Here is a 23,922-nt window from a genome sequence, read left to right as displayed (position 1 = left end):
CGGCTGCGGTCTGCCCGGGCCGGTCCTACGCGCGCGCCAATCCAAGATAGCGTTCGTGCAGACTTCTTGTCCGCGCGAGCAAGGTCTCTGCCGTGGTGGAGCCGTCATTGAGGATGACATCATCGGCGGCTTCCAGCCGGGTTGATCGCGCGGCCTGTGCTGCCATGATACGCCTGATGTCGGACTCCGTCAGCCCGCTGCGCTGCTGAACCCGCGCAATCTGAGTGTCGGGATCGCAATCGACCACACATATACGATCAATCCGCTGGCGCCAGCGTCCCGACTCGACCAGCAAGGGCACCACGAACACCACATAACTGCCTTGCGCCGCCTCGGCCGCGGCCTGGGTCTGCTGGCCGATCAGCGGATGCAGGATGGCTTCGAGCCGGGCCCGCGCGTCGGGCTCGCGAAAGACCCGCGCCCGCATCCAGTCGCGGTCCATGGCGCCATCGGGGCGTACCGAGTGCGCCCCGAAAGCCTGCACGATGGCGGGCATGGCCAGCCCGCCGGGCTGGGTCAGGGCATGCGCGATGACATCGGTGTCGATCACACACGCGCCCCATTGGCCGAGCAGGTCGGCCACGCGCGTCTTGCCCGAGCCGATGCCGCCGGTCAAACCGATCTTGAGCATGACGATTCCCGTCAAAACAATCCTCCCCACTGTGGCGGCCACATCAGGCCCACGATGCCGGCCAGGGCCAGAAACGGCGCGAACGGCTGAGGCCTGTCCGGCCCGCCGCGCAGCCGGGCCGTCACGCCGACGATCAGGCCCGCCAGCGCCGCCAGCAACAGCAGCGGCGCCAGGGCCCCCGCCCCCAGCCAGGCGCCCAGCGCGGCAGTGAGCTTGAAATCGCCGTAGCCCATGCCTTCACGGCCGGTGCACCACTTGAACACATGATAGAAGACCCACAACAGACCATACCCGAAGACCGCGCCGAGCACCGCATGAGGCAAGGGGGTGAGCGCGCCGTCCAGATTGACCAGCAGGCCGGCCCAGAGCAGGGGCAATGTGAGCAGGTCGGGCAGAATGTAGCTGCGGCTGTCGACCCAGGCCATCAGCACCAGGGCCAGGCAATAGCCCATCGCGCAGGCCGCCAGCCAGCCCGGGCCGAAGCGCCAGACGCAGGCCATGAACAGCGCCGCCAGCAGCAACTCCGGCCAGGGGGTCCGCCAGGCGGCGGCCTGGCGCGGCGCCCCATGCGCCGCCAGCCACCAGCCGACCGCCGGCCACAGGCGGCGGCGCGCGCGCGGCGGCAGATTCAGGCCGGCCTGGCGCCCGCGCCAGACACGCCGCAGATAGGTGGGCAGATAGTGGCTGAACACGGTCGCGCAGCCGCCCAGCGCCAGACCCGCCAGGGCGGCCAGCAGATAAACGGCGGAAAGAGACATGCGCGGCCTTTGAGCGAGGAGGTTGCGAGAGAGGGCAAGCGTGCACCCGCGAGTGTATCGAACCCGATCGCGCGCGGAGGCGGCTTTGTGGACGCAAAACGTTGTCAAAGCAATGCGGCCGGCGAGCCGACGTATCGAATCGCGGCAATCCTGCGTAAAATCAGGACAGACCAACAAACTCCGGACACGCTGCCATGTCGGCCCTCACGCTCGCTTCCCGAATCCGCCCTCTTCCTCTGGCTGGCGCCATACTGGCCGCGGCACTCATGGCCGGCTGCGCGCAACAGCGCAGCGAGGGCTATTACAACCCGCCGGCGGCCAGCACCGTGACGGATGCGCAGGCGCAGGCCCAGGCCGCCGGCTACCGCACCGTCGTGAACGCGCCGTCGCAATTGCAGATCGAGCTCAAGCCGCGCCAACCCGGCCGCCAGCAGGCCGTGCAGCAGGCCACGGCCGACAACGAGCAGGGCGTCGCCGCGCCGAGCTACGACAGCAGCGCCGCTGCCGTCGCGCCGGCCAATGTGACCACGGCCGCGCGCGAACTGGTGCCCCAGGCCCAGACTTTCCAGGGCACCCTGCCCTGCCTGCATGCCGACATGAACTGCAGCGCCCAACTGGTGACGCTGACGCTGGCGCCCACGGGCCAGTGGCGGGCCCGCATCTCGTATCTCAACGGCCACCCCAACGCCGGCAAGCCGACGTTCGAGCAGGGTTGCTGGGATGCGCTGCATGAGCGCCCCCCGCGTATCCTGCTGATGGATGCCAGCGGCAACGTGCGCGCTGACTTCACCGTGCCGGCCAACAACACGCTGCGCGTGCGGGCGGTCAACGGCCACATGCCCAACCTCAACTACACCCTGACCCGCCAGCCGGATCTTGATCCGGTGTCCGAACTGGACAAGCAGCCGGCTCCGCGCTGCGGCCAATAAGCCCCAGCCTGAAGCAGGCCGGCGCGGGCTCAGCCAGCGCCGGCCGGTAAGGACACAGGCGGCATATCAGCTCCAGCACGTTGCGCACGCCCAATTTGCGGAAAATGCGCGCCCGATGCGCCTCGACCGTACGCATGGAAATCCCCAACTCGATCGCAATGACCTTGTTGGCCTGGCCTCGGGCCAGATAGGCGAGCACCTCGCGCTCACGCGGCGTGAGCGCGGCGACTGACGCAACATCAGAGAAAGAATCAACGCGCATGACGAGCACCTGCAATCGAGCTTTGCAGGCAGTCTGTCAGCCGCGTTCGGCCCCGGCCATCTGATTGTTCCGAGGCCGGAGCGGTTTTGCGACAGCCGTCAGATTTCGAGGTTGTCGATCAGCCGGGTCGCGCCGAGTTTGGCGGCCGCCAGCACCACCAGGGGCTCGCGGGCGCCGAAATCCTCGGCCGTGGGCGCCTTCAGATCGCGCTGCCGGCGCAACGACACATAATCGACCTTCCAGCCGTGCGCGGACAATTGCGCCGCCGCCTCCTGCTCCAGCAGGGCAAGGTCATCCGCGCCATCGAGCACGCGCTGGCGCAATGCGCCCAGCACCGCGTACAGGCGCGGCGCTTCGCCGCGCTCCTGGGGCGACAGATAACGATTGCGCGACGACAGCGCCAGGCCGTCGGACGCGCGCACCGTCTCGTGCGCCAGAATCTCCACCGGCAACTGAAACTGGCGGCACATGGCGCGCACGATCATGAGTTGCTGATAATCCTTCTTGCCGAAGACCGCCACGCGCGGCTGCACGCAGGACAGCAGCTTGAGCACCACCGTGCACACGCCCTGGAAAAACCCGGGGCGGAACTCGCCTTCGAGGATGTCGCCCAGGTCGTCCGGCGGCTGGACCCGGTAGCTCTGCGGCTCGGGATACATTTCGCGTTCGTCCGGCGCGAACACCATGTAGACGTCGCGGTCGCGCTCCATTTTCTCGACATCATCCTGCAGCGTGCGCGGATAACGGTCGAAGTCTTCGTTCGGGCCGAACTGCAGACGGTTGACGAAAATACTGGTGACGACTGGATCGCCATGCTGGCGGGCCAGCTTCATGAGCGCGAGATGGCCCTCATGCAGATTGCCCATGGTGGGCACGAAGGCGATACGGTTCTGACCGCGCAAATGATCGCGCATGTCCTGAATGGTGTGGACGACTTTCAAGAAAATCTCCGGAGGCTAGGCTGCGGCAGACACGCTGGTATAAGCCAGGCGCACGTAGATAGGCGCGTAAGGTTCGGCCTGAGTGATATCCAGCAGGGACTCGCGCGCGAGCTCCAGCATGGCGATGAAATGCACCACCACGACCGCCACGGGCGCACCCTCGGTGATGCGCTCCAGAAAGAGGTCGGTGAACTCGATGAAGCGCACGTCGTTCAGGCGCCGCAGGATGTGCGTCATGTGATCGCGCACCGAGAGCTGCTCGCGGGTGATGTGGTGATGCTGGTTCAAGCGGGCGCGCTTGATGATGTCGGCCCAGGCGCTGCGCAAGTCCTCGAGGCTGACCTCGGGCAGGGCGCGCTCGACGTTGATGTCGGCCACGCCCTGGGCGCGCTGGAAGTCGCGCCCCAGTTGCGGCAGGGCATCCAGGCGCTGGGCGGCCAGCTTCATCTGTTCGTACTCGAGCAGGCGGCGCACGAGCTCGGCGCGCGGATCCTCGGGTTCTTCGCCGGTGTCGCTCTTTTTGACCGGCAGCAGCATGCGCGACTTGATCTCGATGAGCATGGCCGCCATGAGCAGGTACTCGGCGGCGAGTTCGAGATTGTGCGTGCGGATCTGATCCACATACGACAGATACTGCCGCGTGACATCCGCCATGGGGATGTCCAGCACATTGAAGTTCTGCTTGCGGATCAGATAGAGCAGAAGATCCAGCGGCCCTTCGAAAGCCTCGAGAAAAATCTCCAGCGCATCGGGCGGGATGTACAGATCGGTGGGCAGCTGAAACAGCGGCTCGCCGTAGAGGCGGGCGAAGGCCACGCTGTCGACGGTGTCGGGCGTGCTGTCGACCGGCGGCTGTACCAGCGCCTGCAGATCATCGCCCGGGATCATCGTTTTTTGCGACATGCGCGCCCGCTGCCGGCCGGCCTCAGTCGGCCTGGTAGACGTAAGGCTTTTGCGGCACGCGCGCGGCGCGGAAGCCTTCGAGCAGCTCGGTGTCCTGCGGCTTGTCCCACAGGCGGGCACGGCCCTCACGCTGGCCCTCTTCGGTGCCGGGGTGGCTGGCCTTGTAGTCCTTCAGGAACTTGGTGATCTCGGATTCGTAATTCTTGGCCATGGCAAAGCACACAGATAAGGTGACGGGATAGTACATAGTGTACTGTAGGCAGGCCGGGCCGCCGCCGTCGACGGCGGTACAATCGACCGGCACTTTTCCACCAGCCGCCCATGCCCGCCGAACCCGCCTCAGCCGCCTCGTCTTCCCTGACCGATCCCAAGGCCGCGCGCGCGGCTCGCATGATCCCGTTTATCGTCGGCTGCGCGCTGTTCATGCAGATGCTGGACTCCACCGTGGTGGCGACCGCGCTGCCGGCCATGGCGGCCGCGCTCGGTTCGACCCCGGTGCGACTGAACGTCGCCATCACCTCCTATCTGCTCGCGGTGGCCGTATTCGTACCCATCAGCGGTTGGGCCGCCGACCGTTTTGGCGCGCGCCGGGTCTTCGTCAGCGCGATCGCCCTGTTTGCCTTGAGCTCGGTGGCCTGTGCGGTGTCACAAAACCTGTCGCAACTGGTCATCGCCCGCATCGTGCAGGGCCTGGCCGGCGCCATGATGGTGCCGGTGGGCCGTGTCATCCTGCTGCGCACGGTGCCCAAGCAGGACTTGCTCAAGGCGATGTCCTTTCTGTCCATCCCCGCGCTGCTGGGTCCGGTCATCGGCCCGCCGCTGGGCGGCTTCATGGTCACCTATATGTCCTGGCACTGGATCTTTCTGATCAACGTGCCCATCGGCATGATCGGCATCTACCTGGTGCTGCATTTCGTCGAGGAAATCCGCATGGACAACACCCCGCGCCTGGACGTGGTGGGGTTCATCCTGAGTTCGGTCTGTCTGGCCGGCCTGGTCAGCGGCTTCGAGGCGCTGGGCCATGGCCTGCTCAGCCCCGCGCTGCTGGCCCTGCTGCTCATCGGCGGGCTGGCTTGCGGCCTGCTCTATCTGTGGCATGCCAAACGCGTCGCCTATCCCATCCTGGACCTGACGCTGCTGCGCATTCCGACCTTTGCCATCTCCACGCTGGGCGGCAATCTGTGCCGCTTCGCGGTGGGCGCGGTGCCCTTTCTGCTGGCCATGCTGCTGCAGGTGGGCTTTGGCCTGTCGCCCTTTGAGGCCGGCATGATCACCTTCGCCAGCGCGGCCGGCGCGCTGCTGATGAAATTTGTCGCCACGCCCATCGTGCAGCACTTCGGCTTTCGCCGTGTGCTCACCATCAACGCGGTGCTGACCGGGCTGTTCATCATGGCCTGCGCCCTGTTCACCCCTCAGACACCGGTCTGGTTGATGATCCTCATTCTGCTGATCGGCGGATTCTTCCGCTCGCTGCAATTCACCGGGGTCAACACGCTGTCCTACGCGGACATTCCTGCCGAGAAAATGAGCCGCGCCAGCAGCTTTTCGGCCATGGCGCAGCAACTGGGCATCAGCCTGGGCGTGGGCGTGGCGGCCATTACGCTCAACCTGAGCATGGCGGTGCGCGGCGACGACCATCTGGCCGTGCCGGATGTCATCGTGGCCTTCATCACCATCGGCCTGCTGTGCGCGCTGTCCACCCTGTCCTTCCGCCGTCTGGCGCCGGACGCCGGCGCACTCCTCAACCGGAACAAGGTGCAAACTGACGATGAGTGACTACGTGCTCGCCCTGGATCAGGGCACGACCAGCTCCCGGGCCATCGTGTTTGACCGCCAGGGCGCCGTGCGCGGCGTCGGCCAGCGGGAGTTCCGTCAATACTATCCCCGCCCGGGCTGGGTGGAGCATGACGCGCTGGAGATCTGGAGCAGCCAGCTCGAAGTCGCGCGCGAGGCCCTGCGCAACGCCGGCGCGAGCGCGGCCGATCTGGCCGCTATCGGCATTACCAACCAACGCGAAACCACCTTGCTCTGGGAGCGCGCCACCGGCCGGCCCCTGGCGCGCGCCATCGTCTGGCAGGACCGCCGCACCGCCCCCCTGTGCGAACAACTGCGCCGCGACGGCCATGCCGACTGGCTGCAGCAGCGCACCGGCCTGGTCGTCGATGCTTACTTCTCGGGCACCAAGCTCGCCTGGCTGCTCGACCATGTGCCGGGCGCGCGCCCGGCCGCCGAACGCGGCGAACTGGCCTTCGGCACCGTGGACACCTGGCTGGTGTGGCAATTGACCGGCGGCGCGGTGCACAGCTCCGACCCCAGCAACGCCTCGCGCACCATGCTGTTCGACCTGCACACTCAGGACTGGAACGACGAGATTCTTAGTCTGCTGAACATCCCGCGCTCGGTGCTGCCCCAGGTCGCGCCCAGCAGCGCGGTCATCGGCCAAGCCAGCCCCGAGTGGCTGGGCGGGCCCATCCCCATCGCCGGGGTGGCCGGCGACCAGCAAGCCGCGACCTTCGGCCAGGCCTGCTTTACGCCCGGCATGGCCAAGAACACCTATGGCACAGGCTGCTTCATGCTTATGAACGTGGGCGACCAGCCGGTGGCCTCGCATAACCATCTGCTGGCCACGGTGGGCTGGGGTCTGCCCGAGGCCGCGGGCTGGCGCAGCACCTATATGCTCGAAGGCGGGGTCTTCGTGGCGGGCGCGGCCGTGCAATGGCTGCGCGACGGGCTGGGCATCATCCAGCATGCCGAAGATATCGAACCCCTGGCCGCCAGCGTGGCGGACACCGATGATGTCTTCATGGTGCCGGCGTTCGCCGGGCTGGGCGCGCCGCACTGGGATCCCTACGCGCGCGGCACGCTAGTCGGCCTGACTCGCGGCACGACCCGGGCGCACATTGCGCGCGCCACCCTCGAATCCATCGCCCTGCAAAGCGCCGAACTGCTCGAATGCATGAATTCCGACAGCGGCATCCCGCTCTCGGAATTGCGCGTCGACGGCGGCGCCTCGCGCAACGATCTGCTGATGCAGATGCAGGCCGATCTGCTGGGCGTGCCGGTCGTGCGCCCCCGGGTCGCGGAGTCCACCGCCCGGGGCGCGGCGGGCCTGGCCGGCCTGGCGGTCGGTTTCTGGAGCGATCCACAGGAGTTCGCCGGGCAATGGCAGGCCGAACGCAGTTTCGAGCCACGCTGGCCGGCGCCAGTGCGCCAGGCACGCATGCAGCGTTGGCGCCAGGCCGTCGAACTGGCCAAGAACTGGGCCCGACCAGCGTCCTGAGGCTCAGAAAAAGGGCTTGGCCACCGCCAGCGTGATCGCCAGCGCCGTGAGCAGAAATACCGCGGCGCCGGACAAGCCCATCCAGCCGGGGGCCCGGTATTCCGCCTCATCCAACATGCGCCGCAACACCCGGGTCTGCCACCACTGCAGCAGGGTCAACAGCAGCACCAGGCCCATTTTGACGTCCAGCCAGAGCTGGCCAAACCAGCCCACCATGCCGCCCATGATCAGGCCACAGCACCAGGTCAAGGCCATGGCCGGCAGCACCACCCGGTGGTTCCAGCGCGCCATCCGCCGCAGGCTGGCCGCCGACGCGGCCGAGAAACCCGTGGTCGAGGACAGCCACAGCAGGCCGAGTATCCAGACCGTGATCGCCAGCACATGCACGATCTTGACGGTGGTGTACATCAACATGGGGCTGCCGGACCCGCTCAGTTCAGGCTGGCGCCCGAGATCTTGACGATCTCCTGGTATTTGTCCTTCTCGGCCTTGACGAAGGCGGCGAACGCTTCGGCGCTCATCGGCCCCTGCTCCGAGCCCATGGTCAGCAGACGCTCGCGCACTTCCGGCCGGTTCAGCGCATCGCTATAGGCCTTGTTGAGCTTGGCGACCACCGGCGCAGGCGTGCCGCCGGGCGCGAACACGCCGAACCAGGTGCCCAGGTCAAAGCCCTTGACGCCCGACTCTTCCACGGTCGGCACATCGGGCAGCAGCGAAGACCGCTTGGCCGTCGTGACCGCCAGCGCCTTGACCTTGCCGTCCTTGATGAGCGGAGCCGAGGCAGCCAGGTTGTCGAACATGAAATCCGATTGACCCGACAGCAAGGCCAGCTGGGCCGGGGCCGCGCCCTGATAAGGGATATGTTCGGCCGAGATGCCGGCGCGGGCCTTGAGCAGCTCGCCGGACAAATGGCCTGCGCTGCCATTGCCCCCCGAGCCATAGTTCAGACGGCCCGGGTTCTTCTTGGCGTAGGCGACCAGATCGGCCACGTCCTTGATGTTGTTCTTCTGCGCGAACTCGACGTTCATGACCAGCACATTGGGCACCGAAGCCACGATGGTGATGGGCGCGAAGTCCTTGATGGGATCGTAGGGCAGGTTGGCAAACAGAAAAGGATTGATGGCATGCGTGGCCACCGCCCCCATCACCAGCGTATAGCCATCTGGGGCGGCCTTGGCCACCAGATCGGCGCCGATATTGCCGCCCGCGCCCGCCTTGTTCTCGACGATGACGGGCTGGCCCAGCGAATCGCGCACTTTTTCGGCCAACAGGCGCGCCATGGTGTCCAGCGGACCGCCGGGCGGGTAAGGCACGATAAAGCGCAAGGGTTTGCTGGGGAAGTCGGTCTGTGCGGCGGCCGGCGCCAGCAGGGACAGGCTGGCGGCCAGGGCCAGGGCGCCGCCCAGCAGCGCGCGGCGCGAGGCGGACACGAGAGAACGAGTCATGAGAGTCTCCGGACAGGGATGTTTTGTGTACGTCTGTTTGGTTTGGCCCGTAGCATAACGCAGCCATCCCTGTCCGGGCGTGCCCCCCACGCGGCCGCTTGCGGCCGCGCAAGGCGTCAGTGAAGAATCTGGCTGAGAAACAGCTTGGTGCGCTCGTTCTGCGGATGGTCAAAGAACGCGTCGGGCGTGTTCTCTTCGATGATCTCGCCACGGTCCATGAAGATGACGCGGTTGGCGACCTTGCGCGCAAACCCCATTTCGTGGGTCACGCACAGCATGGTCATGCCGCTTTCCTGCGCCAGGCTCACCATGACGTCCAGCACCTCCTTGACCATTTCCGGATCGAGGGCCGACGTCGGCTCGTCAAACAGCATGATTTTGGGGCTCATGCATAGCGAGCGGGCAATGGCCACGCGCTGCTGCTGCCCGCCGGAGAGCTGGCCCGGAAACTTATGCGCCTGATCCGGGATGCGCACGCGTTCGAGGTATTTCATGGCCGTGGCCTCGGCCTCGGCGCGCGATTTCTTCAGCACCCAGACCGGCCCGAGGGTCAGGTTTTCCAGCACCGTCAGGTGCGGGAACAGATTGAAGTGCTGAAACACCATCCCGACATCCTTGCGGATGGTCTCGATCTGTTTGAGGTCGTTGGTCAGCTCGGTGCCATCGACGATGATCTTGCCTTGCTGGTGCTCCTCGAGCCGGTTGATGCACCGGATCATGGTGGACTTGCCCGAACCGGAGGGGCCACAGATCACGATACGTTCGCCGGGTGCCACGTCCAGATTGATGTTGCGCAAGACGTGGAACTGGCCGTACCACTTGTTGACGTCCTGCAGGCGGATGATGGCATTGGACATGCCTGTACTCCCGAAAAAGTGACCGGCCGCCGCGAGGTCGGCCGGCGCGTTTCTATCGTTGATGACCGGTCGCCAGGCGGCGCTCCAGCCTCTGGCTGTATTTGGACATCGAGAAGCAGAAGACGAAGTAGATCAGCGAGATGAAGATATAGGCTTCCACGCTGAAACCGCGCCAGGCCGCATCCGACAAGGCCGCCTTGGCCGCCAGGGTCAGATCGAAAATACCGATGATCACGACCAGCGAGGTGTCCTTGAACAGCGAAATAAAGATGCTGACCAGCGGCGGAATGACGATCTTCAGCGACTGCGGCAGAATGATCTTGCGCATCTTCTGCCAGTAAGACAGCCCGAGCGAATCAGCCCCTTCGTATTGCCCCTTGGGGATGGCCTGCAGCCCGCCGCGCACGGTCTCGGCGATATAAGCCGCCGCGAACAGGATGATGGCGATCTGCGCGCGCAGCAGTTTGTCGATCGAAAACCCCTCCGGCAGAAACAAGGGCAACATGACCGACGACATGAACAGCAGGCTGATCAACGGCACGCCGCGGATCAGCTCGATGTAGACCACGCACAGCGTCTTGATCGCCGGCATGTGCGAGCGCCGGCCCAGGGCCAGCAGCACACCGAACGGAAAGGCGAAGGCAATGCCGAAGGTCGACAGAATGAGCGTGAGCGGCAGCCCGCCCCAGCGGCTGTTCTCGACGTAGGTCAGGCCCAGCACGCCGCCCCACATGAGCACCGCCACCAGCGACAGGCCCACGACCCAGATCAAGGCCAGAATGGGCTTCCAGAAGCGGCGCATGCCGCTGACGATGATGACCGCGATCAGGATGAAGGTCGCGATCAGCGGCCGCCACTGCTCATCGTAGGGATAGGTGCCGAACAGAATGAGGCGGTGTTTCTCGACGATGAAAGCCCAGCAGGCGCCGCCCGAGGCCCGGCATTCCTGCGCCGAGGTGGCCGTGAAATTGGCCCGGATGAGGGCCCACTCCACCAGCGCCGGCACGGCCATGATCACCAGCCAGGCCAGCAACACCGTGGCCAGAATGGACAAAGGCGAGGAAAACAAGCGCGTCTTCATCCAGGCCCAGACGCCGACATGATGGGCGGGCGGCGGCAGGTCGGAGCGCGGGGTTTGCGTAGTGCTGCTCATATCAACGCTCCACCAGCGCAATGCGCTTGTTGTACCAGTTCATGAAGATGGAGATCGACAGGCTGACCGTCAGGTAGGCCGCCATGATGATGAGGATGCCCTCGATCGCCTGGCCCGTCTGGTTCAGCGTGGTGTTGACCACCGACACGATGTCCGGATAGCCGATGGCCACGGCCAGCGAGCTGTTCTTGGTGAGGTTGAGGTACTGGCTGGTCATGGGCGGGATGATCACGCGCAGCGCCTGCGGCAGGATCACCAGCCGCAACACCTGCGAACGGCGCAGGCCCAGCGAACTGGCCGCTTCCCATTGGCCGCTATTGACGGCCTGGATGCCGGAGCGCACCACCTCGGCGATGAAGGCCGAGGTATAGATCACCAGCCCGGCCAACAGCGCGGCGAACTCCGGCGTCAGCGTCAGGCCGCCCTGGAAGTTGAAGCCCTTGAGCTCGGGCATGGACAGCGACAGCTGCATGCCGCTCAACAGCCAGCCCACCACCGGACACAGGATCAGCAGGGCCAACGCGGCACGGCCCAGCGGAAACACCTGCCCGGTTTCGTGCTGGCGCTTGCGGGCCCAATGGCCCAGCACCAGCGTGGCGACGATGGCCAGGCCCAGCCCGAGCAGTATCCAATCCAGCGAGGCGCCGACCGCTTCCGGCACTTTGACGCCCCGGTTGGAGATGAACACGCCCGGCAAGGGATTGTGCGCCTGGCGCGGCCCGGGCATGTTCTCGGTGATCAGCGCATACCAGAAGAAAAGCTGCAGCAGCAGCGGCACGTTGCGCATGACCTCGACGTAGAGCGACGTCAGGCGCGCGACCAGCCAGTTCTTGGACAACCGGCCGATACCGATCAGCGTGCCCAGGATAGTGGCCAGCACGATGCCGAGCACGGCCACGCGCAGCGTGTTGAGCAGGCCCACCAGAATGGCGCGGCCATAGGTATCCGAAGGGGAATAAGCGATGGGCGTCTCGCCGATCGCGAAACCGGCTTCCCTGTTGAGAAAGCCAAAGCCGGTAGAAATATTGCGCACTGCCAGGTTGTGCAAGGTGTTGGACACCAGGAACCAGACAGCCAGTGCCACCAGCCCCACTGCGACCACCTGGTAGACCACGGCGCGAAAACCGGGATCATTCCAGCTGATTCGACGTCGCGGCGCCTGGGCCGGGGCGTTTTTCTGGGTTGTCGCCATAGATGCTTCTGCCAATAACGGATTCAAGGCGACGGCATGCCGCCCGTAGCTACCCGCTCCGCACGGGCTCGGCCGGGTGCGGCGCACCCGGCCGGTAAACCACTGTGCTTAGCGCACCGGCCAGCCGTACATCAGGCCGCCCTGTTTGTAGGAGGCGTTCAGACCACGCTCCAGCTTCATCGGACCACCCTTGCCCAGCGTGGATTCGAAGCTTTCGCCGTAGTTGCCCACCTGCTTGATGATGTTATAGGCCCATTTGTCGTCCACGCCCAGGTTCTTGCCCATGCCCGGGGTCACGCCCAGGATGCGCTGCACGTTGGGATTGGAGCTCTTGAGCTGCTCGTCCACGTTTTTGGAGGTGATGCCGTACTCTTCGGCCTCCAGCATGGCGTTGAGCGCCCAGCGCACGACGTTGAACCATTGCTCATCGCCCTGGCGCACCATGGGGCCCAGCGGCTCCTTGGAGAAGTCTTCCGGCAGGATGATGTATTTGTCGGGATTCTCGAGCGTGGTGCGGGTCGAGGCGAGTTGCGACTTGTCCGTCGTGAAGGCATCGCAGCGGCCGGCCGAGAAGGCGCGCACGATTTCGTCGTACTTGTCGATCACCACCGGCTTGAACTCGATCTTGTTTGCGCGGAACCAGTCGGCCAGGTTCAGTTCGGTGGTCGTGCCAGGCTGCACGCAGATGGTCGCGCCGCCCAATTCCTTGGCGCTCTTGACGCCCAGGTCCTTGGAGACCATCACGCCCTGGCTGTCGTAGTAATTCACGCCCACGCCGATCAGGCCCAGGGTGGTGTCGCGAGTCTGGGTGACGGTAGTGTTGCGGGTCAGCGCGTCGACTTCGCCGGATTGCAGGGCGGTGAAGCGCTGCTGCGTGTTCAGCGGCGTGACCTTGAACTTGGTCGCGTCGCCGAACATGGCGGCGGCGATGGCGCGGCACATGTCGACGTCGATGCCTTTCCATTCACCCTTGCTATCGGCAATGGAAAAGCCGGGAATACCGGTGGACACGCCGCACTGGACGAAACCCTTCTTCTTCACGTTGTCGAAGGTTGCGCCAGCGTGAGCTGCCGAGCTGGCGGCGAACAATGCGGCGCCCAGAGCGGCCAATTTCAGTGCTTTCATGGTGATCTCCGTGTAAGGATGACATCGAAGCGCCAGCCTGGTGGGCCAACGTGCTTTGGCGGATGGTAAAGGTTGGTTAAATTTGGGGACATGGGGGAAATCCCTTTCCGTATTTTCCGCATTTCGGGGACGCAATCCGCCGGTCCGCAAGGCCTGTAGGAGACCGCCGCCCCACCCATCGCTCAGGCAGCCAGGCGTCTGGCATGGCAAGATACGGCAGAGTTACTATTGCAGCTTCATCTGCCTGCTCGCCATGATCGAATTCCAGCACGTCTTCAAATCCTATGGTCGCGGCCGGAATATCCTGGCCGACATCAACTTCCGCGTGGATGCGGGGGAATTCGTCTTTGTCTCGGGGCCTTCGGGCGCCGGCAAATCCACCCTGCTCAAGCTGATCGCCGGCCTGGAGCCCCCCAGCCGGGGCTCCATACAGGTGCATGGCCAGCGGCTGGACAAACTGTCCCTGCGCGCCCGGCCCTACCTGCGCCGCGCCGTCAGCGTCATCCTGCAGGACACCCATCTGCTCTATGACCGCAGCGCGCTGGCCAATGTCATGCTGCCCCTGTCGGTCACGGGCCAGGCCTCGGACGCCGCCGCAGCCCGCGCCCGGGCCGCCCTGGACAAGGTCGGTCTGGCTGGCAAAGAAGACCTCAACCCCATCGAATTGTCCGGTGGCGAACAGCAGCGCCTGGCCATTGCCCGCGCCATCGTCAACCGCCCGGCCATCCTGATCGCCGACGAGCCCACCGCCAATCTGGACGACGACAACGCCCAGCGCATCATGAATGTGTTCCGTGACTTCAACCGTGTCGGGGTCACGACCCTGATCGCCTCCCACGACCAGCAACTGATGGCGCGTTACACGCGGCGCACGCTGCGCATCGATCTGGGCAAATTCCACGACACGCAAGGAGAGGCCGCATGAAGTCCTGGCTGCGGCAACATCGCTACGCGCTGTCCATCACCCTGAAGCGCCTGGCCGCGCAACCGTTTTCCTGGCTGGCCAATCTGCTGGTCATGGCGCTGGTGCTCGCCCTGCCCTTGCTGGGCAGCGCCGTGCTGGTCTCGGTGCAACCCCTGGCGCGCCAGATCTCGGTCACGCCCGAACTGACCCTGTACATCCAGCCGACCGCGCCGGCCGGCACCGCCACGGCCATCACCGAACGCATCGCGCGCGAGTTCAGCGAGCAGATCGCCGCCGTGCGCCAGGTGCCGCGCGATCAGGCGCTCAAGACACTGCGCCAGAATCCCGCCTGGGAAGGCGCCCTGGCCGTGCTGCCCGGCAATCCGCTGCCCGATGCCGTGGTGGTCACCCTGGCCGACGGCAACGATCTGGCCAAGCGCGCCGGCGCCCTGGCCGATGGCTGGCGCAAATGGCAGTACGTGGATCAGGTCCAGCTCGACAGCGCCTGGGTGCAGCGGCTGGAGGCCATCCTGCGCTTTGCCAGCCTGGGGCTGGGTTTTCTGGCGATCTGCGTGGCAGTGGTCGTGCTGGCCACCGTCTTCAACACCGTGCGTATGCAGGCGCTGACGCAGCGCGAGGAAATCGCGGTGGCCCGCCTGGTCGGCGCCACCGAGTCCTTCGTGCGCCGGCCCTTCCTCTACCAGGGCGCCCTGTCCGGCGCGCTGGCCGCGCTGCTGGCCATCGGCGCGGCGGCCGCCGCCCTGGTGCCGCTGAACCAGGCCGTGCTGCGCCTGGCGCGCAGCTACAGCACCGAATTCGCCCTGCATCTGCCGCATTGGCCCGCGCTGGCCGCCGCGGTCGTGGCTGCCGGCGTCCTGGGCGCCCTGTCGGCGCGCTGGTCAGTCACGCGCAGTACTCGCTTTTAAGGCCCTTGATCGATCGAAAGCCGGCGCCCGTTCAGGCCTACCCTGTCTGAACGGGCGCTTTGCTTTGTGGCCCCGGACCCGCCGCGCCATCTCGTGCAAGACAAAGGTCATGCAGATACGGCAGAATATTGCGAACGAAGCTAACAATTTGAAACCCAGCCCGGTTTTTGCGGTCTGACCTCTGCTGAGTCTGCCCATGACAGCCCGCCTCGACGCCCGCGCCTCCCGCCATTATTTCGACAGCACGTTCAACAGCCAGGCGGTCAAGGTCTTGCCGAATGAGTACTTCGTCACCAGCGGCGAAGACCTCATGCTGTCCACGGTACTGGGTTCCTGCGTGGCGGCCTGTCTGCGGGATCCGCTCACCGGCGTGGGCGGCATGAATCACTTCATGTTGCCCGAGGGCGATGCCCAATCGCCCGCCTCCTCGACCATGCGCTATGGCGCCTTCGCCATGGAAGTGCTGATCAATGAAATGCTCAAGGCCGGCGCGGCGCGCGAGCGCCTGCAGGCCAAGGTCTTCGGTGGCGGCGCGGTGCTCAGCGCCATGCAGCAGATGAACATCGGCGAGCGCAATGGGCGCTTTGTGCTGCAGTACCTCAAAACGGAAGGCATTCCGGTGCTCGCCCAGGATCTGGGCGACATCCATGCGCGGCGCATTCATTACTTCCCGCGCGATGGCCGGGTGCTGGTGCGCAAGATGGCCGCGCATCATGCGCGGGCCGAAGAAGTCATCGCCCACCGCGAGCGGCTTGCGGCCCAGACCGCCCAGGACAACTCGCGCTCGGCGCCGCGCGTGGAGCGATTCGATCGCCCCAAAATGAAAGTCGAGCTGTTCACGACGCCGCGCCGCCCTGCAGGCCAGTCCTAGCCCGGCGGGGCGAGGCGGTCAGTCCGTCCAGCGCGGTGCGCGTTTTTCGGCGAAAGCCAGCATCCCTTCGCGCGCCTGCGGCGTGGCCGCGGCATTGCAGAACACCTCGACCGCGGCGGCCACGTTGCGGCGGTAATCGCCATCGGTGGCATAGACGAAGGCGCGCCGCCCCATGGCCAGCACCTCACGCGGTTTGGCGGCCAGCGATTGCGCCAGCTCCCTGGCGCGATCCATCAACACATCCTCGGCGCATACCCGCGCCACCAATCCCAGATCACGCGCCTCGCCCGCATCGAAGATGCGCCCGGTGAAAAGCAGGTCGAAGGCGCGGTGCTTGCCGACGATGCGCGGCAGATGCGCATAGTGAATGGCCGGCAGCACGCCGACGTCGATCTCCGGGTAGCCGAAGGTCGCGGTGTCGGCGCAGACCAGCATATCGCTGGAGATGGCCACGGTCATGCCGCCGCCGCGCACCGCGCCGCTGACCACCGAGATCGAGGGCTTGCTCAACTGAAACTGCGTGTCGTAGAGCTGGATGTAGAGCCGGCTGAGCAAGGCGTGGATCTGCGTCGGGCTGCTGGCGAGCAGCCGCTTGAGATCCAGGCCGGCGCAGAAACGTCCGGGCAGATCGCTGGCCAGCAGAATGGCGCGCACCTGCGGATCAGCATCGGCGCGGCGCAAGGCGGCAATCAGGGCATCGAGCACCTCGATGTCCAGCGCGTTGACCGGCGCATGGCACAGCCGGATCTCGGCCAGACGGTCACGGACTTTGTAGCGGATAGAACTCATGCGTTGGCTCCTGCCTGGCTGCCATCGGCCTGTACCGCGCCGCGCTGCAACAGCGCCGCGATCTCGTCGTCGCTATAGCCGGCTTCGGTGAGGATGGCCCGGCTGTGCTCGCCCAGCAGCGGCGCGGCGCGCCGCACCTGCCGCGCCTGGCGGCCAAAGCGCACCGGCAGACCGACCTGCCGCACCGTGCCCAGCACGGGGTGTTCGCTTTCGGCCACGATGCCGCGCGCGGCCACTTGCGGATGCGCCAGCGCCTGGTCCAGCGTCTGGATGGGCGAGCAGGCCACGCCGGCAGGCTTGAGCGCGTCGAGCCAGGACTGCACGCTGCGGGTGGCAATGCGCGACTGCACCAGTTGCACCGTGGCGTCGAAGTTGCGTACCCGATCGGCGTTGCGCGCGAACTCGGGCGCCTCGACATACTCCTGCAGGCCGGCCACGGCGCAGAAGCGCCGCCACTGCGCATCATTGCCCACCCCCAGCATCAGGTCGCCGTCCTGGGCACGGAAGGCCTGGTAGGGGCACATCGCCGGATGCGCCGTGCCCATGCGTTGCGGCGCCTTGCCCGTGCGCCAGTAGTTCTGCGCCATGTAGGACATCAATCCGAGCGAGGTATCCAGCAAAGAGACGTCCAGATACTGCCCCTGCCCCGTGCGCTCGCGCTCGAGCAGCGCGGCCAGCACACCGGACAACGCGAAGGATCCGGTGCCCAGATCGACCGGCGAAAAGCTGGCGCGCGCGAACTGGCCACCCGGCTCGCCCATGGTGCTGATCATGCCGCTGAATGCCTGCAGCATGACGTCGTAGCCTGGCTCCTCGCCCAGAGGCCCTTCCCGTCCATAGCCGGAGATCTCGCAATAGATCAGGCGCGGATTGATGGCGCGCAGCGTGGCGTCATCCACCCCCAGCTTCGCGGCGGTCTTGCCGCCAAAGCCTTGCAGCACGATGTCGGCCGACGCGGCCAGCCGGTGCACGACCGCCCGGCCTTCGGGCTGCTTGAGGTCCAGCGCCAGGCTGCGCTTGTTGTGATTGACCGCCAGAAAGGTCGCGGACTGGCCGGCTTCCTGGGGCAGCCAGGCGCGCGTATCGTCGCCGCTGCCCACCGGCTCGATCTTGATGACTTCGGCGCCCAGCTCGCCGAGATACTGACCGCAGAGCGGTCCGGCCAGGACCTTGCTCAAGTCCAGGACGACCATGCCTTTCAGAGGAGTCATTATTGCTACCGCGTTGAGAGAATCAGTGGTCCGCTTTCAGCCCGATCGAGCGCGCCGCGTCCGTCCAGGCGCCCGTCTCGCGGGTCATGAAAGCATCCAGCGCGTCGGGCGCCACCGACAGGGCCTCGGCGCCGCGCTCCTGCATGGCGGCCCGATACGCGTCGCTGGCCACCACCCGCGCGATGGCGGCACGCAGCTTCTGCTGCGCTTCGGGCGGCGTTCCCGCCGGCGCCTGCAAGGAGAACCAGAACTTCAGATCCCCGCCGGGATAACCCGCTTCCTTGAGCGTCGGCACATCGGGCAGCAACGGCGAACGTTGCGCCGACGTGATGGCCAGGGCTTTGAGCCGGCCCGTCTGGATCTGGCCCAGGCTGGTGGTCATGCTGTCGAACAGGAAGTCCACTTGCCCGCCCAGCACGTCGGTCACGGCATTGGCGCTGCCTTTGTAAGGCACGCCCACTGCCTCGAAGCCCGCCAGTTTCTGCAGCAGCGCGCCGTAGACATGGGGCGAGCTGCCCGGGCCGAAGTTGGCATAGCTCAGCGTCTGCGGCGCCGAGCGCCCCCGCTCGACCAGCGCCTGCAGGTTGGCGAAATCGTTCTTCTGCGGATTGATGACCAGCACATTGGGCATGGCGCCGGTGATGCCGACCGTGACGTAATCCTGCGCCGGCTTCATATTAGTCTCGGGGTACATCAGCGGATTGATGGCCTGCATGCCCACGGTGTTGTGCAGCAAGGTGTAGCCATCATGCGGTCCGTTGAGCACACTTTGGTAGCCCACATTACCGCTGGCGCCGGCCTTGTTCTGCACGATGACCGGCTGCCCGAGCTCGCGCGCCAGCGGCTCGGCCACCAGACGGGCGATGAAGTCGGTCGGCCCGCCCGCCGAAAAGGGCACCAGCAGGGTGATCGGGCGCTCCGGCCAGCCAGCCGCCGCGGCCTGCGCCGACATCAGTAACGCCACCGCCGAAATAAGGGTACGCAAAGCCATCATGTCTCCTGGTTTTATTTGCCATGCAATGGCGATGGATTATGGAGACGCTGTCGATATATTTGAAATACATATACTCTATGCAACTCATATTCAACTTGTTATAGCTAAGCCACCATGACCTTGAGCGTCAGAGCCATGCAGTGCTTCGTGGCGGTCTGTTCGGCCGGCTCCATCAGCGGCGCGGCCACCCGCCTGCATCTGGCGCAACCGGCCCTGAGCCTGGTGATACGCAAGCTGGAAGAAGAACTGGGCGTCACCCTGCTGCGCCGCACCTCGCGCGGCGTCATGCCCACGGCCGAAGGGGTGCGCATGCTGGCCCATGCGCGCGAGATTCTCGAGCGCATCGAGGCCGCGCGCGCCGATGTCCGCGATGACCGCAACACCCCGCGGGGCGCCGTGGCCATCGCCATGCCCATGTCCATGGCGCGGCTGTTGACGGTGCCGTTGTTGCGCTCCTGCCTGGCGAACTGGCCGGATGTCTACCTGAAAATCATCGAAGCCAGCACCGGCTACATTCCGGGTTTCGTGAGCTCCGGCCATGCCGATCTGGGGCTGACCTTCGGCGACGAAGGCTCGCCCGATCTGCAATTTCAGCACGTGATGGACGAAGAGTTGGTGCTGGTGTCGCCCCCGCAAGGCAAGCGCGCCGCCCGGGCCATGCCGGGCATCACGCTGGACCGCCTGGCGCAGCTGCCGCTGGTCCTCCCCGGCGAGCCGCACAGCCTGCGCCGCCTGCTCAACCGGTATCAGCAGGACAAGGGGGTGCGCTTTAACGTCATCGCCGAGGCCAATGCCATTGCGCAGTTGGTGCAGTTGGCGGCCGCCGGCGTGGCGCACACCATCGTCTCGCACGCGTCGGCGCGCCAGGAGGCCGAACGCGGCGAGGTCAGCCTGCGCCGCATCCGGCCACAACCCTTATGGCGGCCGGTGTATCTTTGCCGCTCGGCGACCCTGCCGCTGTCCATGGCCGCGCTGGCCGTGGGCGACAAGATCGCCGGCCTGCTGGCAGAAGAAGCGCCCGGCGCCTGAAGCAGGATCGCGCGCCGGGCGGGGCTTCAGGCGGCCCGTGCGCCGCCCAGGGGCAGCACCGCGGCGCTGAACTCGCGCAGCAGCACCTCGCGCTTTTGCTCGGCGCGTGCCATCGCCGCTTCCTTGACGTGGCCATAGCCGCGGATCTCCTGCGGCAGGCTGGCCAGCGCCACGGCCGGTTCGAGATTGCCCCGATTGAGTTTGCCGATGACGGCGGTCATGTGCTGGGCATACTCGCGAATCAACTCCCGCTCGGCGCGCCGCTCGGCCGTACGCCCGAAGACATCCAGCGGCGTGCCGCGCAAAAAGCGCAGCCGTGCCAGCAAAGCGAACACCCGCAACATGCCCGGCCCGTAAGCGCGCTTCTGCATGACGCCCTGCGCATCGCGCTTGGCCGTCATGGGCGGCGCGAGGTAGAACTTCAGCTTCCAATCGCCCTCGAATTGCGCGGCCACTTTCTTGATGAATTCGCCGTCGCTGTAGAGCCGGGCCACTTCGTACTCGTCCTTGTAGGCCATGAGCTTGAAGTAGTTCTGCGCCACCGCCTCGGCCAGCCGGGTGGTGCCCGTGGCGGCGCGCTCGGCCTGCGCCACCTGATCCACCAGGTCCGTATAACGCTTGGCGTAAGCGGCGTTCTGATAGGCCGTCAGGAAGTCGCGGCGCACCTGCACGGTCTGCGCCAGCCCGGTGGCGGGACGCTTGAAGTCCACCACGGCCTTGTCGCCGCGCCGCACCTCGACGATTTCCGCTTCCTGGCTGGCCGGGGCCTGCCCGATCAGCGCCTGCACCGCGGACAGATCCGCCGCCGCGCGCCGGCCCCAGGCAAACGCGGCCAGATTGTTGGGCACCTGCTGGCCGTTGAGTTCAATGGCGCGCAACAACGCGGCTTCGCCCAGCGGCAGCCAGCCCTTTTGATAGGCATAACCCATCATGAGCGGATTGGCGTAAATGGCGTCGCCCAGCAGGCCCACGGCAAGCGCGGCGGCATCGATCTGCGAGACCGCCGCGCAGACGCGCTGCAGATCACCCTGCAGATCGGAGCCGGGCAGTGTCCAGTCCGGGTTGTGCACAAAGGCGGCGGTCGGGGCGACATCGGTGTTGACCAAGGCGCGCGTGCGGTCCGGGCGCATGCGCGCCACGGCTTCCTGGCTGGTGCCCACCACCAGATCGCCGGCCAGCACCAGGTCGGCCTCGCCCATGGCCACGCGGGTGTTCATCAGCTCGCCCGGCGTCGGGGCCAGCACCACGTGGGAGTACACCGCACCGCCCTTCTGGGCCAGCCCGGCCATATCCAGGACGGAGCATCCCTTGCCTTCCAGATGCGCGGCCATGCCGATCAACTGCCCGATGGTGACCACGCCGGTGCCGCCCACACCGGCAATGAACACACCGTAATGCCCGTCGATCGCCGCCTGGCGCGGTTCGGCCAGTCCGGCGGCGATATCGCCTTCGGCGGCGAGCGCGCGCGGCTTGCGCAGCTTGCCGCCTTCGACCGTCACGAAACTGGGGCAAAACCCCTTGAGGCAGGAGAAGTCCTTGTTGCAGCTCGACTGGTTGATGGTGCGCTTGCGCCCGAACTCCGTCTCCAGCGGCTCGACCGACAGGCAATGCGATTTCTCGGAGCAATCGCCGCAGCCCTCGCAGACGCGCTCATTGATGACCACGCGGCGGGCGGGGTCCGGATAGGCGTTGCGCTTGCGGCGCCGGCGCTTTTCGGTAGCGCAAGTCTGGTCGTAGATGAGGATGGATACGTCCGGATACTCGCGCAGCTCGCGCATGACGCCATCGAGCTCGTCGCGATGCTTGACCGGCACCCCCGGCGCCAGCCCGGTGGCGTGCTGATACTTCTCCGGTTCATCGGTGACGATGATGATCTTCTGGATGCCCTCGGCCGCCATCTGCCGGGTGATCATGGGCACACTGATGGGGCCGTCGACCGGCTGGCCGCCCGTCATGGCCACCGCGTCGTTAAAGAGAATTTTGTAGGTGATGGGCGCCTTGGCGGCGACCGCGGCGCGGATGGCCAGCAGGCCGGAATGAAAATACGTGCCATCGCCCAGATTGGCAAAGACATGTTTTTCTTCGGTAAACGGCGCCTGCCCCAGCCAGGGGACGCCCTCGCCCCCCATCTGGGTGAAGACCTGGGTGTTGCGCCCCATCCAGGTCACCATGTAGTGGCAGCCGATGCCGGCCAGCCCGCGCGAGCCTTCCGGCAGGCGGGTCGAGGTATTGTGCGGACAGCCCGAACAGAACCAGGGCTTGCGATCGACCACCAGACGCGGCTTGGCCAGCGCTTTCTCGCGCTCGTCGATGAAGGCCAGCCGGGCCTGGATGCCGGCGCGCACGTCTTCGGGCAACGCCAGGCGCAGCAGACGCGCGCCGACGGCCTTGGCGACCATCGCCGGGGAGAATTCATAGTGGGCCGGCAGCAGCCAATTGCCTTGCGGCACCGACCACTCGCCGCCGTCCTTGTCGTCGAACTTGCCGACCACGCGCGGGATCTTCTTGCCCGTGCCTATCCAGGAAAACAGTTCTTCCTTGAGCTGATATTCGATGACCTGGCGCTTTTCCTCGACCACCAGGATTTCATCCAGGCCCTCGGCGAACTGCTGCACACCGGTGGCCTCCAGCGGCCACACCATGCCGACCTTGAACAGGCGCAGCCCGATCCGCTGACAGGCCTGCTCGGACAGGCCCAGATCGGCCAGGGCCTGCCGCGTATCGAGGTAGGCCTTGCCGGAAGTGATGATGCCGAACCGCGCGCGGTCCTGCGGCACGGTCCAGAGCTCGCGGTTGAGCTTGTTGGCGCGCGCATAGGCCAGCGCCGCGTACAGTTTGTAGTCGAGCAGGCGCGCTTCCTGCTGCAGGGGCGTGTCGGGCAGGCGGATATTCAGGCCATCCGGCGGCGGCATGAAATCCTCCGGCAGCACGATGCGCACCCGCTCGCTGTCGACCTCCACCGAGGCCGACACCTCAACGATATCGGTGATGGTTTTCAAGCCCACCCAGACCCCGGCATAGCGGCTCATGGCCCAGCCGTGCAGGCCGAAATCCAGCACTTCCTGGACGCTGGACGGAAACAGCGCCGGAATCATGCAGGCCTTCAGGATGTGGTCGCTCTGATGCGGCAGGGTGGACGACTTGGCGGGATGGTCGTCACCGGCCACCACCAGCACGCCGCCATGGCGCGACGTGCCAGCCGCGTTGGCATGCTTGAAGACGTCACCGCAGCGGTCCACGCCGGGGCCCTTGCCGTACCACATGCCGAACACACCGTCGTACTTGGCGCCCGGGAAGAGATTGACCTGCTGCGACCCCCACACGGCGGTGGCGGCCAGGTCCTCGTTGATGCCCGGCTGGAACTCGATGTGATGTTCCTTCAGGTACTTGGCTGCCTTCCACATGTTCTGGTCCACCCCGCCCAGGGGCGAGCCCCGGTAGCCGGAGATGAAGCCAGCGGTATTCAGGCCGACGCGGGCATCGCGCTCGCGCTGCATCATGGGCAGACGCACGAGGGCATGGATGCCGCTCATCCAGGCTCGGCCGGTTTGCAGGGTGTATTTGTCGTCCAGATGCACGGACTGTAGCGCGGCGCGCTGCGCCGGCGTGAGAGGGGCATTCATGTCTACTCCGTTGGTGAGGATTGCCGACACCAGCGCTCGAAACAGCCCTTGTGGGGCACACTGACCGCTGCGTCGGGCGCTTACGCCTTGTTGTTTTCT

At 66.0% G+C, this 23,922-nt stretch carries 23 protein-coding genes; 7 read left to right on the top strand and 16 right to left on the bottom strand.

Annotated elements, in window-relative coordinates:
• Positions 1-25: 25 nt before the first annotated feature.
• Both coaE and CAL22_RS02470 read right to left on the bottom strand, forming a co-directional pair.
• Positions 26-631 (bottom strand): dephospho-CoA kinase, encoded by a 606-nt coding sequence (coaE, locus tag CAL22_RS02475; RefSeq protein ID WP_094810041.1) that lies wholly within the window; start codon positions 629-631, stop codon positions 26-28.
• An 11-nt stretch (positions 632-642) separates the two neighbouring features.
• Positions 643-1,389: a prepilin peptidase gene (locus CAL22_RS02470; RefSeq protein ID WP_094810039.1), complete on the bottom strand. Its 747-nt coding sequence runs from the start codon at positions 1,387-1,389 to the stop codon at positions 643-645.
• 194 nt (positions 1,390-1,583) lie between these two features.
• Between CAL22_RS02470 and CAL22_RS02465 the strand changes: the two genes are divergently transcribed.
• Positions 1,584-2,318: a hypothetical protein gene (locus CAL22_RS02465; protein WP_094810037.1), complete on the top strand. Its 735-nt coding sequence runs from the start codon at positions 1,584-1,586 to the stop codon at positions 2,316-2,318.
• Here CAL22_RS02465 and CAL22_RS02460 read toward each other — a convergent pair.
• The 4 genes from CAL22_RS02460 to CAL22_RS02445 all read right to left on the bottom strand — a co-directional run bounded on the left by CAL22_RS02460 (position 2,236) and on the right by CAL22_RS02445 (position 4,635).
• Entirely contained in the window at positions 2,236-2,580 is a 345-nt protein-coding gene (locus CAL22_RS02460; RefSeq protein WP_094811072.1) for a response regulator transcription factor, read from the bottom strand. The genes CAL22_RS02465 and CAL22_RS02460 overlap by 83 nt on opposite strands.
• Positions 2,581-2,678: 98 nt before the next feature.
• A complete protein-coding gene (gene panC / locus CAL22_RS02455) occupies positions 2,679-3,521 on the bottom strand; it encodes a pantoate--beta-alanine ligase (RefSeq protein WP_094810035.1) in 843 nt (280 codons plus the stop codon).
• A gap of 15 nt (positions 3,522-3,536) precedes the next feature.
• Positions 3,537-4,424 carry a segregation and condensation protein A gene (locus tag CAL22_RS02450; RefSeq protein ID WP_094810033.1) on the bottom strand — a complete coding sequence of 296 codons (888 nt, stop codon included), beginning with the start codon at positions 4,422-4,424 and terminating at the stop codon, positions 3,537-3,539.
• A gap of 22 nt (positions 4,425-4,446) precedes the next feature.
• Positions 4,447-4,635 (bottom strand): DUF3460 family protein, encoded by a 189-nt coding sequence (locus CAL22_RS02445; protein ID WP_094811070.1) that lies wholly within the window; start codon positions 4,633-4,635, stop codon positions 4,447-4,449.
• Between the two features lie 110 nt (positions 4,636-4,745).
• Here CAL22_RS02445 and CAL22_RS02440 point away from each other — a divergent pair, with 110 nt between their 5' ends.
• Positions 4,746-6,200 carry a DHA2 family efflux MFS transporter permease subunit gene (locus tag CAL22_RS02440; protein ID WP_094810031.1) on the top strand — a complete coding sequence of 485 codons (1,455 nt, stop codon included), beginning with the start codon at positions 4,746-4,748 and terminating at the stop codon, positions 6,198-6,200.
• Positions 6,193-7,704, top strand: coding sequence for a glycerol kinase GlpK (gene glpK, locus CAL22_RS02435; RefSeq protein WP_432264284.1), 1,512 nt, complete (start codon positions 6,193-6,195; stop codon positions 7,702-7,704). Before CAL22_RS02440 ends, glpK begins: the two co-directional genes overlap by 8 nt.
• Positions 7,705-7,707: 3 nt before the next feature.
• Here the strand turns inward: glpK and CAL22_RS02430 are convergent, their stop codons facing one another.
• The 6 genes from CAL22_RS02430 to CAL22_RS02405 form a co-directional block, all read right to left on the bottom strand.
• The gene (locus CAL22_RS02430; protein WP_094810029.1) at positions 7,708-8,118 is read right to left on the bottom strand and encodes a CopD family protein; all 411 of its coding nucleotides are present in this window, start codon (positions 8,116-8,118) and stop codon (positions 7,708-7,710) included.
• Between the two features lie 17 nt (positions 8,119-8,135).
• Positions 8,136-9,149, bottom strand: a complete 1,014-nt coding sequence (locus CAL22_RS02425) for a Bug family tripartite tricarboxylate transporter substrate binding protein (protein ID WP_094810027.1) — start codon at positions 9,147-9,149, stop codon at positions 8,136-8,138.
• 116 nt (positions 9,150-9,265) lie between these two features.
• A complete protein-coding gene (locus tag CAL22_RS02420) occupies positions 9,266-10,006 on the bottom strand; it encodes an amino acid ABC transporter ATP-binding protein (RefSeq protein ID WP_094810025.1) in 741 nt (246 codons plus the stop codon).
• Between the two features lie 52 nt (positions 10,007-10,058).
• Positions 10,059-11,159 carry an amino acid ABC transporter permease gene (locus tag CAL22_RS02415; RefSeq protein WP_094810023.1) on the bottom strand — a complete coding sequence of 367 codons (1,101 nt, stop codon included), beginning with the start codon at positions 11,157-11,159 and terminating at the stop codon, positions 10,059-10,061.
• 1 nt (position 11,160) lies between these two features.
• Positions 11,161-12,351: an amino acid ABC transporter permease gene (locus CAL22_RS02410; RefSeq protein WP_094810021.1), complete on the bottom strand. Its 1,191-nt coding sequence runs from the start codon at positions 12,349-12,351 to the stop codon at positions 11,161-11,163.
• 108 nt (positions 12,352-12,459) lie between these two features.
• Positions 12,460-13,476: an amino acid ABC transporter substrate-binding protein gene (locus CAL22_RS02405; protein WP_094810019.1), complete on the bottom strand. Its 1,017-nt coding sequence runs from the start codon at positions 13,474-13,476 to the stop codon at positions 12,460-12,462.
• A 253-nt stretch (positions 13,477-13,729) separates the two neighbouring features.
• Here CAL22_RS02405 and CAL22_RS02400 point away from each other — a divergent pair, with 253 nt between their 5' ends.
• The 3 genes from CAL22_RS02400 (at position 13,730) to cheD (ending at position 16,177) form a co-directional block, all read left to right on the top strand.
• Positions 13,730-14,401, top strand: coding sequence for a cell division ATP-binding protein FtsE (locus CAL22_RS02400; protein ID WP_094810017.1), 672 nt, complete (start codon positions 13,730-13,732; stop codon positions 14,399-14,401).
• Entirely contained in the window at positions 14,398-15,306 is a 909-nt protein-coding gene (locus CAL22_RS02395) for a cell division protein FtsX (RefSeq protein WP_094810015.1), read from the top strand. The genes CAL22_RS02400 and CAL22_RS02395 overlap by 4 nt, the downstream gene beginning before the upstream one ends.
• Positions 15,307-15,502: 196 nt before the next feature.
• Positions 15,503-16,177, top strand: a complete 675-nt coding sequence (gene cheD / locus CAL22_RS02390; protein WP_094810013.1) for a chemoreceptor glutamine deamidase CheD — start codon at positions 15,503-15,505, stop codon at positions 16,175-16,177.
• Positions 16,178-16,195: 18 nt separating this feature from the next.
• On the opposite strand, the gene CAL22_RS02385 is transcribed toward cheD, so the two are convergent.
• The 3 genes from CAL22_RS02385 to CAL22_RS02375 are packed head-to-tail and all read right to left on the bottom strand — an operon-like array spanning position 16,196 to position 19,168.
• Positions 16,196-16,966 carry an enoyl-CoA hydratase/isomerase family protein gene (locus CAL22_RS02385; RefSeq protein WP_094810011.1) on the bottom strand — a complete coding sequence of 257 codons (771 nt, stop codon included), beginning with the start codon at positions 16,964-16,966 and terminating at the stop codon, positions 16,196-16,198.
• A complete protein-coding gene (locus tag CAL22_RS02380; RefSeq protein ID WP_094810010.1) occupies positions 16,963-18,177 on the bottom strand; it encodes a CaiB/BaiF CoA transferase family protein in 1,215 nt (404 codons plus the stop codon). Before CAL22_RS02380 ends, CAL22_RS02385 begins: the two co-directional genes overlap by 4 nt.
• A 22-nt stretch (positions 18,178-18,199) precedes the next feature.
• Positions 18,200-19,168, bottom strand: a complete 969-nt coding sequence (locus CAL22_RS02375; RefSeq protein ID WP_094811066.1) for a Bug family tripartite tricarboxylate transporter substrate binding protein — start codon at positions 19,166-19,168, stop codon at positions 18,200-18,202.
• Between the two features lie 117 nt (positions 19,169-19,285).
• On the opposite strand from CAL22_RS02375, the gene CAL22_RS02370 reads away from it, so the two are divergent.
• Entirely contained in the window at positions 19,286-20,200 is a 915-nt protein-coding gene (locus tag CAL22_RS02370) for a LysR family transcriptional regulator (protein WP_094810008.1), read from the top strand.
• 26 nt (positions 20,201-20,226) lie between these two features.
• On the opposite strand, the gene CAL22_RS02365 is transcribed toward CAL22_RS02370, so the two are convergent.
• Positions 20,227-23,823: an indolepyruvate ferredoxin oxidoreductase family protein gene (locus CAL22_RS02365; protein ID WP_094810006.1), complete on the bottom strand. Its 3,597-nt coding sequence runs from the start codon at positions 23,821-23,823 to the stop codon at positions 20,227-20,229.
• Between the last annotated feature and the right edge of the window lie 99 nt (positions 23,824-23,922).

Origin of the sequence: Bordetella genomosp. 12 (genome assembly GCF_002261355.1) — a bacterium.
Lineage (GTDB): Bacteria > Pseudomonadota > Gammaproteobacteria > Burkholderiales > Burkholderiaceae_B > Bordetella.
The sequence above is the reverse complement of the archived record's forward strand: the minus strand, read 5'-3'. Positions and strand labels throughout refer to the sequence as shown.

Excerpts from the sequence above, each read along its gene's own strand:
- coaE (WP_094810041.1), bottom strand. The coding sequence starts at position 631 with ATGCTCAAGATCGGTTTGACCGGCGGCATCGGCTCGGGCAAGACGCGC.
- CAL22_RS02470 (WP_094810039.1), bottom strand. The coding sequence starts at position 1,389 with ATGTCTCTTTCCGCCGTTTATCTGCTGGCCGCCCTGGCGGGTCTGGCG.
- CAL22_RS02465 (WP_094810037.1), top strand. The coding sequence starts at position 1,584 with ATGTCGGCCCTCACGCTCGCTTCCCGAATCCGCCCTCTTCCTCTGGCT.
- CAL22_RS02460 (WP_094811072.1), bottom strand. The coding sequence starts at position 2,580 with ATGCGCGTTGATTCTTTCTCTGATGTTGCGTCAGTCGCCGCGCTCACG.
- CAL22_RS02450 (WP_094810033.1), bottom strand. The coding sequence starts at position 4,424 with ATGTCGCAAAAAACGATGATCCCGGGCGATGATCTGCAGGCGCTGGTA.
- CAL22_RS02445 (WP_094811070.1), bottom strand. The coding sequence starts at position 4,635 with ATGGCCAAGAATTACGAATCCGAGATCACCAAGTTCCTGAAGGACTAC.
- CAL22_RS02440 (WP_094810031.1), top strand. The coding sequence starts at position 4,746 with ATGCCCGCCGAACCCGCCTCAGCCGCCTCGTCTTCCCTGACCGATCCC.
- glpK (WP_432264284.1), top strand. The coding sequence starts at position 6,193 with ATGAGTGACTACGTGCTCGCCCTGGATCAGGGCACGACCAGCTCCCGG.
- CAL22_RS02430 (WP_094810029.1), bottom strand. The coding sequence starts at position 8,118 with ATGTTGATGTACACCACCGTCAAGATCGTGCATGTGCTGGCGATCACG.
- CAL22_RS02425 (WP_094810027.1), bottom strand. The coding sequence starts at position 9,149 with ATGACTCGTTCTCTCGTGTCCGCCTCGCGCCGCGCGCTGCTGGGCGGC.
- CAL22_RS02420 (WP_094810025.1), bottom strand. The coding sequence starts at position 10,006 with ATGTCCAATGCCATCATCCGCCTGCAGGACGTCAACAAGTGGTACGGC.
- CAL22_RS02415 (WP_094810023.1), bottom strand. The coding sequence starts at position 11,159 with ATGAGCAGCACTACGCAAACCCCGCGCTCCGACCTGCCGCCGCCCGCC.
- CAL22_RS02410 (WP_094810021.1), bottom strand. The coding sequence starts at position 12,351 with ATGGCGACAACCCAGAAAAACGCCCCGGCCCAGGCGCCGCGACGTCGA.
- CAL22_RS02405 (WP_094810019.1), bottom strand. The coding sequence starts at position 13,476 with ATGAAAGCACTGAAATTGGCCGCTCTGGGCGCCGCATTGTTCGCCGCC.
- CAL22_RS02400 (WP_094810017.1), top strand. The coding sequence starts at position 13,730 with ATGATCGAATTCCAGCACGTCTTCAAATCCTATGGTCGCGGCCGGAAT.
- CAL22_RS02395 (WP_094810015.1), top strand. The coding sequence starts at position 14,398 with ATGAAGTCCTGGCTGCGGCAACATCGCTACGCGCTGTCCATCACCCTG.
- cheD (WP_094810013.1), top strand. The coding sequence starts at position 15,503 with ATGACAGCCCGCCTCGACGCCCGCGCCTCCCGCCATTATTTCGACAGC.
- CAL22_RS02385 (WP_094810011.1), bottom strand. The coding sequence starts at position 16,966 with ATGAGTTCTATCCGCTACAAAGTCCGTGACCGTCTGGCCGAGATCCGG.
- CAL22_RS02380 (WP_094810010.1), bottom strand. The coding sequence starts at position 18,177 with ATGACTCCTCTGAAAGGCATGGTCGTCCTGGACTTGAGCAAGGTCCTG.
- CAL22_RS02375 (WP_094811066.1), bottom strand. The coding sequence starts at position 19,168 with ATGGCTTTGCGTACCCTTATTTCGGCGGTGGCGTTACTGATGTCGGCG.
- CAL22_RS02370 (WP_094810008.1), top strand. The coding sequence starts at position 19,286 with ATGACCTTGAGCGTCAGAGCCATGCAGTGCTTCGTGGCGGTCTGTTCG.
- CAL22_RS02365 (WP_094810006.1), bottom strand. The coding sequence starts at position 23,823 with ATGAATGCCCCTCTCACGCCGGCGCAGCGCGCCGCGCTACAGTCCGTG.